13 protein-coding genes and 1 pseudogene are annotated in these 16,112 nt (G+C 70.8%); 1 reads left to right on the forward strand and 13 read right to left on the reverse strand.

Annotated features, from left to right (window positions below; all coding sequences use genetic code 11):
- Positions 1-170: 170 nt before the first annotated feature.
- The 6 genes and pseudogenes from ACZ4Z3_RS05690 to ACZ4Z3_RS05715 form a co-directional block, all read right to left on the reverse strand.
- Positions 171-911 carry an SDR family NAD(P)-dependent oxidoreductase gene (locus ACZ4Z3_RS05690; RefSeq protein ID WP_468499824.1) on the reverse strand — a complete coding sequence of 247 codons (741 nt, stop codon included), beginning with the start codon at positions 909-911 and terminating at the stop codon, positions 171-173.
- A 29-nt stretch (positions 912-940) separates the two neighbouring features.
- A pseudogene (locus tag ACZ4Z3_RS05695) lies at positions 941-2,528 on the reverse strand (Na+/H+ antiporter).
- 96 nt (positions 2,529-2,624) lie between these two features.
- On the reverse strand, positions 2,625-3,041 hold the full coding sequence (locus ACZ4Z3_RS05700; RefSeq protein WP_468500207.1) for a GNAT family N-acetyltransferase: 417 nt from the start codon (positions 3,039-3,041) through the stop codon (positions 2,625-2,627).
- Positions 3,042-3,112: 71 nt separating this feature from the next.
- Positions 3,113-4,057, reverse strand: coding sequence for an RluA family pseudouridine synthase (locus ACZ4Z3_RS05705; RefSeq protein WP_466802890.1), 945 nt, complete (start codon positions 4,055-4,057; stop codon positions 3,113-3,115).
- An 83-nt stretch (positions 4,058-4,140) separates the two neighbouring features.
- Positions 4,141-4,752 carry a signal peptidase II gene (gene lspA / locus ACZ4Z3_RS05710; RefSeq protein WP_107462226.1) on the reverse strand — a complete coding sequence of 204 codons (612 nt, stop codon included), beginning with the start codon at positions 4,750-4,752 and terminating at the stop codon, positions 4,141-4,143.
- A gap of 81 nt (positions 4,753-4,833) precedes the next feature.
- A complete protein-coding gene (locus ACZ4Z3_RS05715) occupies positions 4,834-5,937 on the reverse strand; it encodes a TraR/DksA family transcriptional regulator (protein WP_468499825.1) in 1,104 nt (367 codons plus the stop codon).
- 638 nt (positions 5,938-6,575) lie between these two features.
- Between ACZ4Z3_RS05715 and ileS the strand changes: the two genes are divergently transcribed.
- A complete protein-coding gene (ileS, locus tag ACZ4Z3_RS05720; RefSeq protein ID WP_468499826.1) occupies positions 6,576-9,719 on the forward strand; it encodes an isoleucine--tRNA ligase in 3,144 nt (1,047 codons plus the stop codon).
- A 269-nt stretch (positions 9,720-9,988) separates the two neighbouring features.
- Here ileS and ACZ4Z3_RS05725 read toward each other — a convergent pair whose 3' ends face one another.
- The 7 genes from ACZ4Z3_RS05725 to ACZ4Z3_RS05755 form a co-directional block, all read right to left on the reverse strand.
- Positions 9,989-11,194 (reverse strand): DivIVA domain-containing protein, encoded by a 1,206-nt coding sequence (locus ACZ4Z3_RS05725; protein ID WP_055538814.1) that lies wholly within the window; start codon positions 11,192-11,194, stop codon positions 9,989-9,991.
- Between the two features lie 46 nt (positions 11,195-11,240).
- On the reverse strand, positions 11,241-11,537 hold the full coding sequence (locus ACZ4Z3_RS05730; RefSeq protein ID WP_055521870.1) for a YggT family protein: 297 nt from the start codon (positions 11,535-11,537) through the stop codon (positions 11,241-11,243).
- Between the two features lie 61 nt (positions 11,538-11,598).
- The gene (locus tag ACZ4Z3_RS05735; protein ID WP_055538812.1) at positions 11,599-12,240 is read right to left on the reverse strand and encodes a cell division protein SepF; all 642 of its coding nucleotides are present in this window, start codon (positions 12,238-12,240) and stop codon (positions 11,599-11,601) included.
- A 128-nt stretch (positions 12,241-12,368) separates the two neighbouring features.
- Complete coding sequence (locus ACZ4Z3_RS05740) at positions 12,369-13,088, reverse strand: YggS family pyridoxal phosphate-dependent enzyme (protein WP_468499827.1); 720 nt, start codon at positions 13,086-13,088, stop codon at positions 12,369-12,371.
- A gap of 5 nt (positions 13,089-13,093) precedes the next feature.
- On the reverse strand, positions 13,094-13,825 hold the full coding sequence (gene pgeF / locus ACZ4Z3_RS05745; RefSeq protein WP_468499828.1) for a peptidoglycan editing factor PgeF: 732 nt from the start codon (positions 13,823-13,825) through the stop codon (positions 13,094-13,096).
- Positions 13,822-15,012, reverse strand: a complete 1,191-nt coding sequence (gene ftsZ / locus ACZ4Z3_RS05750; RefSeq protein WP_099968919.1) for a cell division protein FtsZ — start codon at positions 15,010-15,012, stop codon at positions 13,822-13,824. Before ftsZ ends, pgeF begins: the two co-directional genes overlap by 4 nt.
- Before the next feature lie 279 nt (positions 15,013-15,291).
- Entirely contained in the window at positions 15,292-16,095 is an 804-nt protein-coding gene (locus tag ACZ4Z3_RS05755; RefSeq protein WP_468499829.1) for a cell division protein FtsQ/DivIB, read from the reverse strand.
- Positions 16,096-16,112 lie beyond the last annotated feature (17 nt).

Raw genomic sequence — 16,112 nt, forward strand, 5'->3', positions numbered from 1 at the left:
CCGGGGCCACGACGGACAGCCGTACGGGCAGCCGGTGATTCCGGGGGAGCGGCGCGCGGCGTCGCTCCCCCGGAACCGGTGGACGGACCGGACCGGGACGCACGGCGGGTGCCTGCGCGGAGAGCGCGGGCACCCGCCGTCCGCCGTTCGCGGTGCGCCCGGCTTGGCCCTCAGTGCCCCCTCTCCGCGCCCCCGTTGACCTGGAGGACCTGGGCGGTGATGTGGCCGGCGCCGGGTGAGGCGAGCCAGTGCAGGGTGTCGGCGACGTCGGCCGGTGTGCCGGCCCGGCCCGTGGACGTCTCGGCCACGAGCCGGGCCCGCCGGGCCTCCTGTATCGCCCCGCCGAAGAACTCGGTGTCCTCGATGTACCCCGGCGCCACGACGTTCACCGTGATCCCCCGGGGCCCCAACTCCCGCGCCAGGTCGAACGCGTACGGATGCAGCGCCGCCTTGGACGCGGCGTACGCCCCGCTTCCCGAGCCCCGGTACGCGGCGATGGACGACAGGAACAGCACCCGCCCGCCGGGCGAGGCGAGCCGCTCCCGCAGCGCCTCCGTGAGCAGTACGGCGGTCAGCGTGTTGAGCCGGAAATTGACCTGCCAGTCGTGCGCGACGGCGTCGAGCGGATCGTCCCCCTCCGCCGCGGGCTCCAGCCCGCCGTTGCCGCCGGCACTGTGGATCAGCACGTCCACGGTCCCGAACTCACGCCCGACGAACTCGGCGACTGACCGCACGCTCTCCGTGTCGGCGAGGTCCGCCGCGTACGTGAGGGCCCGGTCCACCCCCGCCTTCTCCAACACCTCGGCCCGCCGCCCGAGCAGCAGGACCCGATCCCCGCTCTCGGCGAACGCCCGCGCCGCCGCGAGCCCGATTCCCGTACCGCCACCACTGATCACCACATTGCGTGCCATACCCCGACCCTACGAAACGGATCACCCGGTCACCGCAGGCTCCGCACATCCAGATGCCGCAGCACGCGGTCCACCACCTCGGGGTCCGCGCCCGGCTCACTCCGCGCGGCCAGCACCTCGTGCCGGGCAGCACTCAGCATCTCCCCCTGGATCCGCCGCATCCTCCGCAGCCACCGCACCCGCTGCTCGTGCCCTGCCCGCCGTTCCTCCTCCGCCACGTCGGGACTGATCCGCACCCCGATCTCGAAGGCCCGCCGCAGCAACCGCTCGGCCATCTCCTCCGGGAGTTCCTCCTCGTCCTCGATCTCCTTCAGCCGCCGCTTCGCCGCCTTCGCGGCCCGCACGGCCAGCACCTTCTCGAACTCCTTCTCGGCGCCCTCGTCCGCCCGCACCCCCAACCGCCGTACGAGCCACGGCAGCGTCAGCCCCTGCAACACCAACGTCGCCATGATCACGCCGAACGCGATGAACACGATCTCGTCCCGGTCGGGAAAGGGCCCCCCGTCCGACGTCTCCAGCGGAATCGCCAGTGCCAGCGCCACGGACGCCACGCCCCGCATCCCCGACCACCACATCACCACGGTCTCGCGCCACGACATCGGGATCTCCTCGTCGTAGTCACGCTTCGCGTGCAGCCGCCGGGCGAGCCAGGTGGCCGGCAGCAGCCACAGCAGCCGTACGAGGACCACGACGGCCACGACCGCAGCCGCCCAGCCCAGCATGTCGGACCAGCGCCCGGACGCCGTCCTGACCGCGTTGTGCAGCTCCAGCCCGATCAACCCGAACGCGACGCCCGTGACCAGCGTGTCCACGACGTCCCAGACGGTGTGCCCGGCGAGCCGCGTCATGACGTCGTCGGCGCCGAGCGCGTACTCCGCGAGGAACAGCGCGGTGGTGAGCACGGCGAGCACCCCGGACCCGTGCAGCTCCTCGGCCATCACGTACGACGCGTACGGCACGAGGAGGGTCAGCCCGATCTGCAGCGTGGCGTCGTCGAGGAAGTCCATCAGCTTGTTGGCCGCCCAGCCGAGCGCGAGCCCCACGGCGACGGCCACGACACCGGAGAGCACGAGCTGGAGCGCGGCGTGGGGCAGCGAGAAGGAGCCGCTGACGGCCGCCGCGATCGCCACGTGGTAGAGCACGATGGCGGTCACGTCGTTGAAGAGGCCCTCGCCCTCCAGGATCGACACCAGCCTTCGGGGCAGCCCGAGTTGACCGGCCACGGCCGTCGCCGCGACCGGGTCGGGCGGTGCGACCAGCGCGCCCAGCGCCACGGCGGCGGCGATGGGCAGCCCGGGGACGATCGCCTGGGCGACGGCGGCCACCGCGGCGGTGGTCACGAACACCAGCGCCACGGCCAGCAGGAAGATGGGCCGCCGGTTGGCGGCGAACTGCCGCCAGGAGGTCCGCCGCACCGCCGCGTACAGCAACGGCGGCAGCACCAGGGGCAGGATGAAATCCGGCGGGATGTCGATGTTGGGCACGAAGCCCGGCAGGGCGAGGGGAGATCCCCAGCAGCGTCATCAGCACCGGCGCCGGCAGCCGGAGCCGCTCGCCCACCGGCACGCTCAGCACGGCCCCCAGCAACAGGACGAACAACAGGGCCAACTGATCCACGCTGAGCACCCCGACGAGGTCTAGACGATTGCCTCAACAGCCCCCAGAGTGCCACGCCCCCACATCCCGCCCGTTCGAGTCCGCCGGGCCCCGGCCCTACAGCGACCGCCGCATCGCCCGGTGCGGTATCCCCGCGTCCGGGAACTCCGGCCCGTACGCCTCGTACCCCAGCCGCTCGTAGAACCCCAGGGCATGCGTCTGCGCGCCCAGCTGCACGGCGGTCAGGCCCCGCGCGCGTGCCGCGTCCTCGACGGCCCGCACGAGCGCGACGCCCACGCCCAGCCCGCGGGCCGCCGGCAGGACCGCCAGCCGCCCCAGGGAGCCGACGCCCGGCTCCCCACCGGTCTTGCCGGCGGCGGCCGCCCCGTGGAGCAGCCGACCGGCGCCGAGCGGCACCCCGTCGTCCCGCACGGCGAGCACGTGCACGGCCACCTCGTCGTACGCGTCGTACTCGAGGTCCTCCGGCACGCCCTGTTCGACGACGAAGACCTCCTTGCGCACCGCGAAGCACATCGCGCGGTCGGCGGGGTCGTCGGCCACGCGCACCGCGTAGGCCACCGGTTCCGGGCTCGCGGGCGCGTCGCTCACGCGTACGTCTCCTCCCGCACCTTGTCGAGGGCCTTCTGCAGATCGGCCGGGTAGTCGCTCTCGAACTCGACCCAGCTGCCGTCCCCGGGGTGCTCGAAGCCGAGCCGGACCGCGTGCAGCCACTGGCGGGTGATGCCGAGGCGCTTGGCGAGCGTCGGGTCGGCGCCGTACGTCAGGTCGCCCACGCACGGGTGGCGGTGGGCGGACATGTGGACGCGGATCTGGTGCGTACGCCCCGTCTCCAGCTTGATGTCGAGCAGGGAGGCGGCGCGGAACGCCTCCACCAGGTCGTAGTGCGTGACGGACGGCTTGCCCTCGGCGATGACCGCCCACTTGTAGTCGTGGTTCGGGTGCCGCCCGATGGGCGCGTCGATGGTGCCGCTGGTGGGGTCGGGGTGGCCCTGGACGAGCGCGTGGTACCGCTTGTCGACGGTCCGCTCCTTGAACTGGCGCTTCAGGAACGTGTACGCGTACTCCGACTTGGCGACCACCATCAGGCCCGACGTGCCGACGTCGAGCCGGTGGACGATGCCCTGGCGCTCGGCGGCGCCGGACGTCGAGATCCGGTACCCGGCGGCGGCGAGCCCGCCGATCACGGTCGGCCCGGACCAGCCGGGGCTGGGGTGCGCGGCCACCCCGACCGGCTTGACGATCACGACCACGTCATCGTCGTCGTGCACGATCTCCATGCCCTCGACCGGCTCGGCCACCACCTGCACCGGCGCGGGCGCCTGCGGCATCTCGACCTCCAGCCAGGCCCCGCCGCGCACCCGCTCCGACTTGCCGACCACCGACCCGTCGACCGCGACCTTCCCCGCGGCGGCGAGCTCCGCGGCCTTGGTACGGGAGAAGCCGAACATGCGGGAGATGGCGGCGTCGACGCGCTCGCCCTCCAGGCCGTCGGGCACGGGCAGGGTACGGATCTCGGGAAGCGTGCTCACCCGTCGAGTATGCCGGACCGCCACGACACGCCCGACCGCGCCTGTGGAGAACTCCCACGCCCCGGCCGTGCCCGCGTGGGGCGTCAGTCCTTGTGGACGGTGCCGTCCGGGTCGAGCCCGCGGAAGGACAGCAGCACGATCAGGATGCCGCCGCACACGATCGCCGAGTCCGCCAGGTTGAACACGGCGAAGCCCTTGGGCGCGATGAAGTCCACGACCGCGCCCTCGAAGACGCCCGGCGAGCGGAAGATCCGGTCGGTGAGGTTGCCCAGCGCGCCGCCCAGCAGCAGGCCGAGCGCGATCGCCCAGGGCAGGCTGTAGAGCTTGCGCGCGAGCCGGGCGATCACCACGATCACGATCGCCGCGATCATCGTGAAGATGATCGTGAAGGCCTCGCCGAAGCCGAAGGCCGCGCCCGCGTTGCGGATCGCCTCGAACTTCAGCCAGTCCCCGATGATCTCGATCGGCTCGTGGTGCTCCAGCCTGGCGACCACGATCATCTTGCTGACCAGGTCGAGCGCGTATGCCAGCGCGGCGACCCCGAACAGCACGGCGATACGGCGCTTGCCGCGCGGGCGCGCGGACGCGTCGGCCCGCGCCGCGTCCGCACCGTTCCCGTCGTCGGCCTGCTCCGGGTCCGTGCCCGCCGCCTCTGGGATGTCCGGCGTACCGATGATGCGCTCCGCCTCTGCCACGTGAGTCCCTCAACCTAGGTTCCTGACTGAGGACAAAGGTACGACACGACCTCCGGGGACCAGGGGCTCAGGCGGGGATCACTACCGCCGTTCCTGCTTCTGCTTGCACTCGACGCACAGTGTGGCCCTGGGGAAGGCCTGCATGCGCGCCTTGCCGATCGGGTTGCCGCAGCTCTCGCAGAGGCCGTACGTGCCCGTGGCGAGCCGTTCCAGGGCGCGCTCGGTCTGGTCGAGCATCTCGCGCGCGTTGTGGGCGAGCGCCATCTCGTGCTCGCGCGTGATGTTCTTGGCGCCGGTGTCGGCCTGGTCGTCGCCCGCGCCGTCGCCGGAGTCCCGCATGAGACCCGTGAGCGACTTCTCGGAGGCGTCCAGCTCCGCCCGCAGCCGCATCGCCTCGGACGTCAGCTCCGTGCGGGCCGCGGCGACCTCCTCCGGGCTCCAGGGGTCCTCACCGGGCCGTACCGCCAGCTCGCCGGGGTCCGCCGCGGCGGGCCGTGCCTTGGGGACGGCGGTGGGCTTCTTCGCCGCCGTAGCCGTACCAGGAGTGTTCTTCGCAACCACCGTCGTGGCTCCCGTCGTCTCGGCGGCCTCGGCCGCGCCCGCCTTCTCGGCCTCGCTCGTCGCGGAGGTGTTCCGGGCGGTGCTCTTCTTGGATGTGCTGCTCTTCGTGGCCGCCGTCTTCTCGGCGGCACCCTTCTTGGCCACCGCTTTCGTGGCCGTGCTCTTCCCGGCCGCCGACCGCGCGGCGGCACTGTCCTTCCCGACGGCCTTCCTGGCCGCTGTCTTCCTCGCCGCGGCCTTCTCGGCCGTGGTCTCCCGCGCCTCGCTCTCCTCGCCCTCGGCCTTCTTCCCCCCGACCTTCTTGGCCTCGGCCTTCTTCCCCCCGGTCTTCTTGGCCGCGGTCTTCTTGGCCGCGGTCTTCGCCACCGCGGTCTTCTTGGCCGGACTCCTCTTCGCCGCGCCCGTGCCGACGGCCTTCTTCTTCGTCACCCGCACGGCACCGGCACCAGGCGTGCCCTCCTGCTCGGCGCCGGACCTCGGCCCCACCGCGGCGGTCTTCGCGGCTCCCTTCTTCGCCGTCGTTGCCTCGGCGTCCGTCTTCCGGGCGCTCGTCCTGCTGGTGGCCGCCTTCGTTCCCGGGGTCGCGGGGACCCGCTTCTTGCCGCTCACATCCTTCGCCACCATGGCCGCGGCCCCTTCACATATTGTGATCTTGCACGCGAATCGTGCTGGGACGATAAATCGGCCCGAGTCCCACGGCAACGTGGCACACCACCCATTCCGACCGCCCCGCGACCGCCACGCGGCGAGCCTGCAAGCGTTGTGCCCCGCTCCTCGCCGGGTATTCCGCCCCGCCGCGGGTCCCGGGATCCGGACGTCCGGGCCGCTCCATTCGGGTCACCCCGCAGGTCACCGCGCCACCGGGCCGCCGAGCCCGCCGAAGGCCCCGGCCCGCCCCGCCGCGGGCGCCGCAAAACCGGTCGGCCGCCGTCCGCCCGGCGCCGTACACTGGGCGCAGCGAAAAGCGTGGATGGGGACGAGTAGCGCCGTACGCAGCCAAGAGCGACCCGGGGACGGTGGAAGCCCGGGGGCGAGCGCGACGCGAAGATCACCCCGGAGCCGCCGGAAGAACGCCGAGACCCTCGGGACACGGCCAGTAGACCCGGCATCGCGACCTCAATGAGGGGGCTCGTCACGGCGTACGACGCGACGACGGGCCAAGGAGGGTGGTACCGCGGGAGCGCGCCGCACACGGCGTACGCAGGATGAAGGCTCTCGTCCCTCCGACGGAAGGCAGCAAGTCCGTTGGAGGAAGCTCGCTCATGACAGAGCCGACGTACCGCCAGGTCCCCGCCCAGGTCGATCTGCCCGCGCTCGAGCACGCGGTGCTCGACTTCTGGCGCGAGCAGAAGATCTTCGCCAAGAGCCTGGAGCAGTCCGAGGGTCGCCCCGAATGGGTGTTCTACGAGGGCCCGCCCACCGCCAACGGCATGCCGGGCGCCCACCACATCGAGGCCCGCGTCTTCAAGGACGTCTTCCCCCGCTTCCGCACCATGCGCGGCTACCACGTGGCCCGCAAGGCCGGCTGGGACTGCCACGGCCTGCCGGTGGAGCTGGCGGTCGAGAAGGAGCTCGGCTTCAACGGCAAGAAGGACATCGAGGCGTACGGCATCGCCGAGTTCAACGCCAAGTGCCGTGAGTCCGTGCTCCGCCACACCGACGCGTTCTCCGACCTGACGACCCGCATGGGGTACTGGGTCGACCTCGACGACGCGTACGTGACCATGGAGCCCGAGTACATCGAGTCCGTCTGGTGGTCGCTGAAGGAGATCTTCAACAAGGGCCTGCTCGTCCAGGACCACCGCGTGGCCCCCTGGTGCCCCCGCTGCGGCACCGGCCTGTCGGACCACGAGCTGGCGCAGGGCTACGAGACGGTCGTCGACCCCTCGGTGTACGTCCGTTTCCCGCTCACCTCCGGTCCGCTCGCGGGCGAGGCCGCGCTCCTGGTGTGGACGACCACGCCGTGGACGCTGGTGTCCAACACCGCGGTCGCCGCCCACCCCGAGGTCACCTACGTGGTGGCCACGGACGGAACCGAGAAGCTCGTCGTCGCCGAGCCGCTGGTCGCCAAGGCGCTCGGCGAGGGCTGGGAGACCACCGGCCAGTCCTTCACCGGCGCCGAGATGGAGCGCTGGACCTATCAACGTCCGTTCGAGCTCGTGGAGTTCCCCGAGCCCGCCCATTTCGTGGTGAACGCCGAGTACGTGACCACCGAGGACGGCACGGGTCTGGTCCACCAGTCCCCCGCCTTCGGTGAGGACGACCTCAAGGTGTGCCGGGCGTACGGCCTGCCGGTGATCAACCCGGTCCGCCCGGACGGCACGTTCGAGGAGGACGTCCCGCTGGTCGGCGGCGTCTTCTTCAAGAAGGCGGACGAAAAGCTCACCGAGGACCTCCAGACCCGGGGCCTGCTCTTCAAGCACATCCCGTACGAGCACAGCTACCCCCACTGCTGGCGCTGCCACACCGCGCTCCTCTACTACGCGCAGCCGTCCTGGTACATCCGCACCACCGCCGTCAAGGACCGCCTCCTTCAGGAGAACGAGAAGACCAACTGGTTCCCGGACACGGTCAAGCACGGCCGCTTCGGCGACTGGCTGAACAACAACATCGACTGGGCGCTGTCCCGCAACCGCTACTGGGGCACCCCGCTGCCGATCTGGCGCTGCGAGGAGGGCCACCTCACCTGCGTGGGCTCCCGCGAGGAGCTGAGCCGGCTCTCCGGCACCGACCAGTCGGAGCTGGACCCGCACCGCCCGTTCATCGACGCGGTCACCTTCGCGTGTCCCGAGGGCGGCTGCGCCGCCACCGCCACCCGCGTCCCGGAGGTCATCGACGCCTGGTACGACTCGGGCTCGATGCCGTTCGCGCAGTGGGGCTACCCGTACAAGAACAAGGAACTCTTCGAGAGCCGCTACCCGGCCCAGTTCATCAGCGAGGCCATCGACCAGACCCGCGGCTGGTTCTACACGCTGATGGCGGTCGGCACCCTGGTCTTCGACAAGTCGTCGTACGAGAACGTCGTGTGCCTCGGCCACATCCTCGCCGAGGACGGCCGCAAGATGTCCAAGCACCTCGGCAACATCCTGCAGCCCATCCCGCTCATGGACCAGCACGGCGCCGACGCGGTCCGCTGGTTCATGGCGGCCGGCGGCTCCCCCTGGGCGGCCCGCCGCGTCGGCCACGGCACCATCCAGGAGGTCGTGCGCAAGACCCTCCTCACGTACTGGAACACGGTCGCCTTCCAGGCCCTGTACGCCCGTACGTCGAACTGGGCGCCGTCCGAGGCGGACCCGGCCCCCGCCGACCGTCCCGTCCTGGACCGCTGGCTGCTGAGCGAGCTGCACGCCCTGGTCGACCAGGTGACGCAGTCGCTGGAGGCGTACGACACCCAGCGCGCCGGCAAGCTCCTCTCCGCGTTCGTGGACGACCTGTCGAACTGGTACGTCCGCCGCTCGCGCCGCCGCTTCTGGCAGGGCGACAAGGCCGCGCTGCGCACCCTGCACGAGGTCGTCGAGACGGTCACCAAGCTGATGGCCCCGCTGACCCCGTTCATCACCGAGCGGGTCTGGCAGGACCTGATCGTGCCGGTGTCGCCGGGCGCCCCGGAGTCCGTGCACCTGGCGTCCTGGCCGGAGGCGGACCTCACCGCCATCGACCCGGAGTTGTCGAAGCAGATGGTGCTCGTCCGCCGTCTCGTGGAGCTGGGCCGCGCGACGCGCGCGGAGTCGGGCGTCAAGACCCGCCAGCCGCTGTCCCGTGCCCTGGTGGCCGCCACCGGGTTCGACTCCCTGGACCCCGAACTGCACACCCAGATCACGGAAGAGCTGAACGTGAGCTCGCTCGCCTCGCTGAGCGAGGTCGGCGGCAGCCTGGTGGACACCACCGCCAAGGCGAACTTCCGCGCCCTCGGCAAGCGCTTCGGCAAGCGCGTCCAGGACGTGGCCAAGGCCGTGGCGAACGCGGACGCCGCCGCCCTCTCCCTCGCCCTGCGTGAGGGCACGGCGTCGGTCGAGGTCGACGGCGAGACGATCACCCTGGCGCCGGACGAGGTGATCATCACGGAGACCCCGCGCGAGGGCTGGTCGGTCGCCTCCGACTCGGGTGCGACGGTGGCCCTGGACCTGGAGATCACGGAGGAGCTCCGCCGGGCGGGCCTCGCCCGTGACGCGATCCGTCTGATCCAGGAGGCCCGCAAGAACAGCGGCCTCGACGTGGCCGACCGCATCGCGCTGCGCTGGACCGCGACCGACGAGGCGGTGGTCGACGCGCTCACCGAGCACGCCGGGCTGATCGCCGACGAGGTCCTCGCGACGGACTTCGCCACCGGAGAGGCCGACGACACCTACGGCGCCCCGTTCACGGACGAGGCCCTGACCCTGACGTTCCGCCTCCACAAGGCGTGACGCTGCCCCGCTGAACCGCCCCGCTCGGAGCCGCCCGCTCCGAGCCGCGGCGCCGACATGACCGAAGGCCCGGTGACACCGCACAGGCGGTGTCACCGGGCCTTCGGCGTCGTGTGCTTCGGCGTGGTGTGCGCAGGACATCCGCCCCACCTGCGAACAACCGTCCCAAACACCCCCGAACGCGCGTAGCACAAGGGCGGGGCCCCGGACCGAAGAGATCCGGGGCCCCGCCCTGAACGCTGCCGACGCCTATGGCGTGCCGCTGATGATCAGTTGTCGTCCTCGTCGATGAGGAAGCCACGCATCGGCGAGGGAGCCTGCCCCATCGGCGACGGACCCTGCGGCCGGACCGGAGCCATCGGCTGGGTCATGGCCGGGGACATCTGCTGCTGACCGCCGTAGGAGGGCGCGGCCGGCGCCGGGGCGCCACCCATGCCCTGGCCGCCGTACGACGGCGCGCTCGCACCGGCCGGCGCCATGGACGGCGACGGGGACGGCGGCAGCGACGCGGTCGCCGGGGTCCGCGGCGGGGCCAGCGAGTCGTCCGCCTGGGTCTCCAGCTGACGCAGCTGCGACTCCAGGTACGACTTCAGACGCGTGCGGTACTCGCGCTCGAAACCGCGCAGGTCCTCGACCTTGCGCTCCAGCGTGGCGCGGGCGGACTCCAGGGAGCCCATCGCGACGCGGTGCTTCTCCTGCGCGTCCCGCTCCAGGGCGTCGGCCTTGGCACGGGCGTCCCGCTCCAGACCCTCGGCGCGGCTACGGGCCTCGCCGACGATCTTGTTGGCCTCGGAACGGGCCTCGGCGATCGCCTGGTCGGCGGTCTGCTGGGCCAGCGAGAGCACACGCGCGGCGCTGTCGCCGCCCGGGCCCTGACCGGGGCCGCCCATCGGACCACCCATGGGGCCGCCCATCGGGCCACCCATCTGCTGCATGGGCGGCTGGCCGCCCATCGGGCCCTGCCCCATCTGGGGCTGACCCATCTGGCCCTGACCCATGGGGCCCTGGCCCATCGGCCCCTGACCCATCGGTCCGGGACCCTGCTGCCCCTGGCCACCAGGGCCGGCGGGCAGCTGCGGAGCACCGCTCGGCAGCTGGGGCGGGCCACCCATGGGGCCCCCCATCTGCTGCGGCGGACCCGATATCCCAGCGGGTACGGGACCGCCGGGTCCCCGCATGCCCTGCTGCTGCATGCCTCCCTGCTGCATACCGCCCTGCTGCATGCCACCTTGCTGCATGCCACCCTGCTGCTGGTCCTGCGGCTCGGGGGGCTTGCGCATGTTCTGCTGATTCTGGGCAGCAGCACGCGTGGCCGCGGCGAGCTTGGCACGCAGGTCCTCGTTCTCACGAAGCAAGCGCGTCAGTTCGGCTTCGACCTCATCGAGGAAGGCATCGACCTCGTCCTCGTCATAGCCTTCTCGGAGGCGGACGGTCGTGAACTGCTTGTTCCGCACGTCCTCGGGGGTCAACGGCATCTCTTCACCTCAACGTAGTCGTCGGCATTCGGCAAGACCGCATCTCTCACACCGTTCCCATCCCGCTGGCCACTAGCGTGCGCAGGATAAAAACGATGATCATCAGCACGAAGAAGGACAGGTCGAGCGCCACGCCCCCGAGACGCAGCGGCGGAATGAACCGCCGCAGAAGCTTGAGCGGTGGATCAGTGACAGTGTAGGTGGCCTCCAGAACGACCACCATCGCCTTGCCGGGTTGCCATGAGCGGGCGAACTGGAAGACGTAGTCCATGACCAACCGGAAGATCAGCACGATGAAGAACACCGTCAGCGCGATGTAGAGGATCGTCAAGACCACGCTCATGTCCGGTGTTTCCCTCTCCCCGTTCCGTGCTGCCTGTACTGCTGTTTCCGGGTGGTGCGTCTCAGCTCTGGTTGAAGAACCCGCCCTCTGCGATGCGGGCCTTGTCCTCCGCCGTGACATCGACGTTAGCAGGCGACAACAGGAACACCTTCTGCGTCACCCGCTCGATGCTGCCGTGAAGACCAAACACCAAACCTGCCGCAAAGTCGACAAGTCGCTTCGCATCTGTGTCGTCCATCTCAGTCAGATTCATGATCACCGGGGTGCCCTCACGGAAGTGTTCCCCGATGGTACGGGCCTCGTTGTAGGTCCGCGGGTGCAACGTCGTGATCCGATACGGCTCCCGTTCGGACACGACCTTGGGCATGATCACCGGTGCGTTCTTCTCCAGACTGGAACGGTCTTGTGTGATGGACGCCACGGGCGCGATCCGGGCGGGTCGCACCGATTCCGCGGGGAGCGAAGTGGCGTGCGCCACCGGCTCGCGCTGCGCCGGGGGCTGCACCACTCGCACCGATTCGTCCCTTTGGGACTGATGTGACTGGTGTGACTGGTGCACCGGTTCATGGCGCCGGTGGTCCCGCTCGGGCTCGGGGTCGAGCTCGGGCTCGAAGTCGTCATCGGGGTCGAATCCCCGGCCGTCGTACCCATCGTCCTCCACGAGGCCGAGGTAGACCGCCATCTTGCGCATCGCGCCGGCCATGCTCTGAGTCCTCCGCTCTGTGGTGGATCGACTGACGACTTCCCAAGTGCCCGCGATCCACGAGGTCGTTGCGCCGCCCTTCGACGGAATGACCATATTTTCTGCTGTGGTCCGACTTCTTGGCGACGTTACCCGAGCCTGGGACGGACTCCGAGTACCGCAGTGCCGACGCGCACATGTGTCGCCCCTGCCGCCACGGCCTCCTCGAGGTCCGCACTCATCCCTGCGGAGACCATGTTCGCAGCCGGATGGTCCCGGCGCAGGTCGGTCGACAAATCCATCAACCGCCCGAACGCCTCACGTTGCCGCCCGGCGTACTCGCCGGTGAGCGGCGCCACGGTCATCAGACCATCGAGCCGCACCCCCGGGGAGTCCGCGAGGAGGTCGGCCAACTCCGCGATCCCGTCCGGCCCGACACCGCCGCGCGCCCCCCGGCCGCTCTCGTCCGCGTCGAGGGCGACCTGGATGAGGCACCCCACCTCGCGTCCGGCCCGGACCGCCTCCTTCGACAGCGCCGTGACGAGTCGGGAGCGGTCGACGGACTGCACAAGATCGGCATAACGCACCACAGAACGGACCTTGTTGGTCTGCAATTGACCCACGAAGTGCCACACAAGGGGCAGATCCGAGCACTCCGCCGCCTTGGGGGCCGCGTCCTGGTCCTTGTTCTCGGCGACATGGCGCACACCGAGTTCCGACAGGATCCGCACATCGCTCGCGGGATAGGTCTTGGTGACCACGATCAGGGTCACCTCTTCGCGCCCCCGCCCGGCGGCCGCGCACGCCGCCGCGATGCGACCCTCCACCTTCGCCAGATTCGCGGCGAGTTGCGCCTTACGGTCGGTCATGCCCCTCAGTCCAGCCAGACATATCCCGCGAGTCGCCCTGTGGTGCGGTCGCGGCGGTACGAGAAGTGGTCGTGCGACTCCAGCGTGCACACCGGCGACTGCTCCCGGTCGCGCACCCCCAGTCGCTCCAGCTGGGAGTGCACTCCGGCGCTCACATCCACGGAGGGCGTGCCCCAACTGGTCTCGGCGTACGCCGTCGGCTCCACGGCGGCCACGTCGGCGCGCATCGCTTCGGGCACTTCGTAGCAGCGGCCGCAGACGGTGGGGCCGGTGCGGGCGACGATCCGCGCGGGGTCGGCGCCGAGTTCGATCATGGCCTTCACGGCGGCGGGGACGACCCCGGCGACCATTCCGGGCCGGCCCGCGTGGGCGGCGGCCGCGACTCCGGCGACGGGGTCGGCCAGCAGTACGGGCACGCAGTCGGCGGTGAGCACCGCGAGCGCGAGGCCGCGCCCGGTGGTGACGATCGCGTCGACGGAGGGGATGTCGGCGGCGGAGCCCCACGGTCCGTCGACCACCGCGACGTCCGCGCCGTGCACCTGGTTCATCCAGACGACCCGGGCGGGGTCGAGGCCCAGCGACTTCGCGGCCAGCTCCCGGTTGGTCGTCACCGCGGCGGCGTCGTCCCCGACCGCCCCGCCGAGATTGAGCTCCTCATACGGAGCGGCGCTCACCCCGCCCCACCTGTCGGTGAAGGCGAAGTGCGCGCCGCTCGCGTTCTCGCGCTGTCCTATCACTTGAGGAAGTCCGGTACGTCCAGCTCCTCCGCCGCGCTGTCCGTGTAGGACCGGGACGGCGGGACCGGCGGGGCGACGGGCACCTCGCTCACCGGCTCCGGTGCGGGCGCCGGCTCCTCCTTCGGCTTGACGCTGCCGAGCGAGCCGAAGGACGGGCGGGCCTCGGCGGCCCGCACCGGGGCGGGCTCGTCGCGCTTGGCCGCGGCCGAGCCGAGGATGTTGTCCCGCTTGGCCGGGGGCTGCCCGCCGTCGAAGCCGGCCGCGATGACCGTGACCCGGACCTCGTCGCCGAGGGCGTCGTCGATGACCGCGCCGAAGATGATGTTGGCCTCGGGGTGGGCGGCCTCGCTGACCAGCTGGGCGGCCTCGTTGATCTCGAAGAGACCGAGGTCGGACCCACCGGAGATGGAGAGCAGCACCCCGCGGGCGCCGTCGATGGAGGCCTCCAGCAGCGGCGAGGAGATCGCCATCTCGGCGGCGGCCACCGCGCGGTCGTCGCCGCGGGCCGAGCCGATGCCCATGAGGGCGGAGCCGGCCTCGGACATGACGGACTTGACGTCGGCGAAGTCGAGGTTGATCAGGCCCGGCGTGGTGATCAGGTCGGTGATGCCCTGGACACCGGAGAGCAGGACCTGGTCGGCCGACTTGAAGGCGTCGAGCACCGAGACCTGGCGGTCCGAGATGGACAGCAGCCGGTCGTTCGGGATGACGATGAGGGTGTCGACCTCTTCACGGAGCTCGGCGATGCCGTCCTCGGCCTGGTTGGCGCGGCGGCGGCCCTCGAAGGTGAAGGGGCGGGTGACCACGCCGATGGTGAGGGCGCCCAGCGAGCGGGCGATGTTGGCGACGACGGGCGCGCCGCCGGTGCCGGTGCCGCCGCCCTCGCCGGCCGTCACGAAGACCATGTCGGCCCCCTTGAGGACCTCCTCGATCTCCTCGCGGTGATCCTCGGCGGCCTTGCGGCCGACCGCCGGGTTGGCGCCGGCGCCGAGTCCGCGGGTGAGTTCACGGCCGACGTCGAGCTTGACGTCGGCGTCGCTCATCAACAGAGCTTGCGCGTCGGTGTTGATGGCGATGAACTCGACGCCCTTGAGACCGACCTCGATCATCCGGTTGATGGCATTGACACCACCGCCGCCGACACCGATGACTTTGATGACTGCGAGGTAGTTCTGCGGTGCTGCCACGTCGAAGGCCTCTCGCCTCGAGTTACGTGTCGCCGCCTCGCGGGGTACCCGCGATCCGACGACTGATGCCGAAGTGGGACGGTCCGAACGCCGACCCGAACCCTAACGCTGAAGTTTAGGGTTACCAGTGTGTCTGTTCCTTGGACTCTTCCGAACAGGACACTAAGTCGACAAGTGGCGCACGTTCAACGAACACGCCGAACCTCCCGTTTTTCTTTTCACCCTATGTGATCAGCCGTAGCGGTGCCCAACCAGGGTGCTGGCCTGCACGGATATGCGTCAACTCCCTGATGACGCAGGCGCCGTGGGGACACTCACGTCGAAGTGCCCCGCGTCGGGGGCGGCTTTCATCAGCGCGCTGAGTGCACGCGCCTTCGCGCGCCCCTTCTCCGCGCTCCCCCAGGCGACGGTGCGGTCCCCGCTCAACTCCAACGAGATGGAGTCGTAGGAGCGGACCTTGACGACCCGGGTGTCCGGCGCGACCGCGGCCGGAATGTCACCCGCGACCCGCACCGCCTCGCGCACGAGCCGGTCCTCGCCGAATCGCCGCAGACTGGGGGCGGAGGATCCCGGACGGGACAGCGCCAATTCCAGGACGGGAACACCCTGCGGGGCACGCGAAACGGTGGCGAAACGAACACCCTTCGCGTCGACTTCGACGTACTTGCCCGAATTCCCGGCGGCTTCGACAATCAGGACCGGGGTGCGTTCGGTGACTTTCAGCCCGATTCCGTGAGGCCAGGAACGAATGACCTCAACCGAGTCGATTCGGGGCAATTTCTCCAGCAGTCGCGACACGATCGCGTCGGCGTCCACGGAAATCAGCGGATCCCCGAGGGGCACCTCGGCCGCCTCGCGCACCTGGGCCTCGGTGAGCACCCGGGTCCCCGACACGGAGACCCGCTCGGCCCGCAGCCACGACGAGCCGTACAGGACCCAGACCGAGAACCCGCCGAGCAGCACCAGGGCGACCGCGGCGGCGACCAGGGCCCGCGGGCCGGGCAGCCGCCGGCGGCGTCGTGGAAGCGGGCCGGAGTCCAGATCGTCGTCCGCGCCGCGTTCGGCGGTGGTCGGTCCGGCCACGCTCCCCTGCCTTCTGC

The sequence above is a fragment of the Streptomyces sp. NPDC030296 genome (assembly GCF_055572815.1).

What these genes read in the sequence shown, in the direction of transcription:
- ACZ4Z3_RS05715 (WP_468499825.1), bottom strand. Translation starts at nt 5,937, where the DNA reads ATGGTGGCGAAGGATGTGAGCGGCAAGAAGCGGGTCCCCGCGACCCCG.
- ACZ4Z3_RS05725 (WP_055538814.1), bottom strand. Translation starts at nt 11,194, where the DNA reads ATGCCGTTGACCCCCGAGGACGTGCGGAACAAGCAGTTCACGACCGTC.
- ACZ4Z3_RS05700 (WP_468500207.1), bottom strand. Translation starts at nt 3,041, where the DNA reads ATGTGCTTCGCGGTGCGCAAGGAGGTCTTCGTCGTCGAACAGGGCGTG.
- ACZ4Z3_RS05735 (WP_055538812.1), bottom strand. Translation starts at nt 12,240, where the DNA reads ATGGCCGGCGCGATGCGCAAGATGGCGGTCTACCTCGGCCTCGTGGAG.
- ACZ4Z3_RS05740 (WP_468499827.1), bottom strand. Translation starts at nt 13,088, where the DNA reads ATGACCGACCGTAAGGCGCAACTCGCCGCGAATCTGGCGAAGGTGGAG.
- ileS (WP_468499826.1), top strand. Translation starts at nt 6,576, where the DNA reads ATGACAGAGCCGACGTACCGCCAGGTCCCCGCCCAGGTCGATCTGCCC.
- ACZ4Z3_RS05690 (WP_468499824.1), bottom strand. Translation starts at nt 911, where the DNA reads ATGGCACGCAATGTGGTGATCAGTGGTGGCGGTACGGGAATCGGGCTC.
- ACZ4Z3_RS05730 (WP_055521870.1), bottom strand. Translation starts at nt 11,537, where the DNA reads ATGAGCGTGGTCTTGACGATCCTCTACATCGCGCTGACGGTGTTCTTC.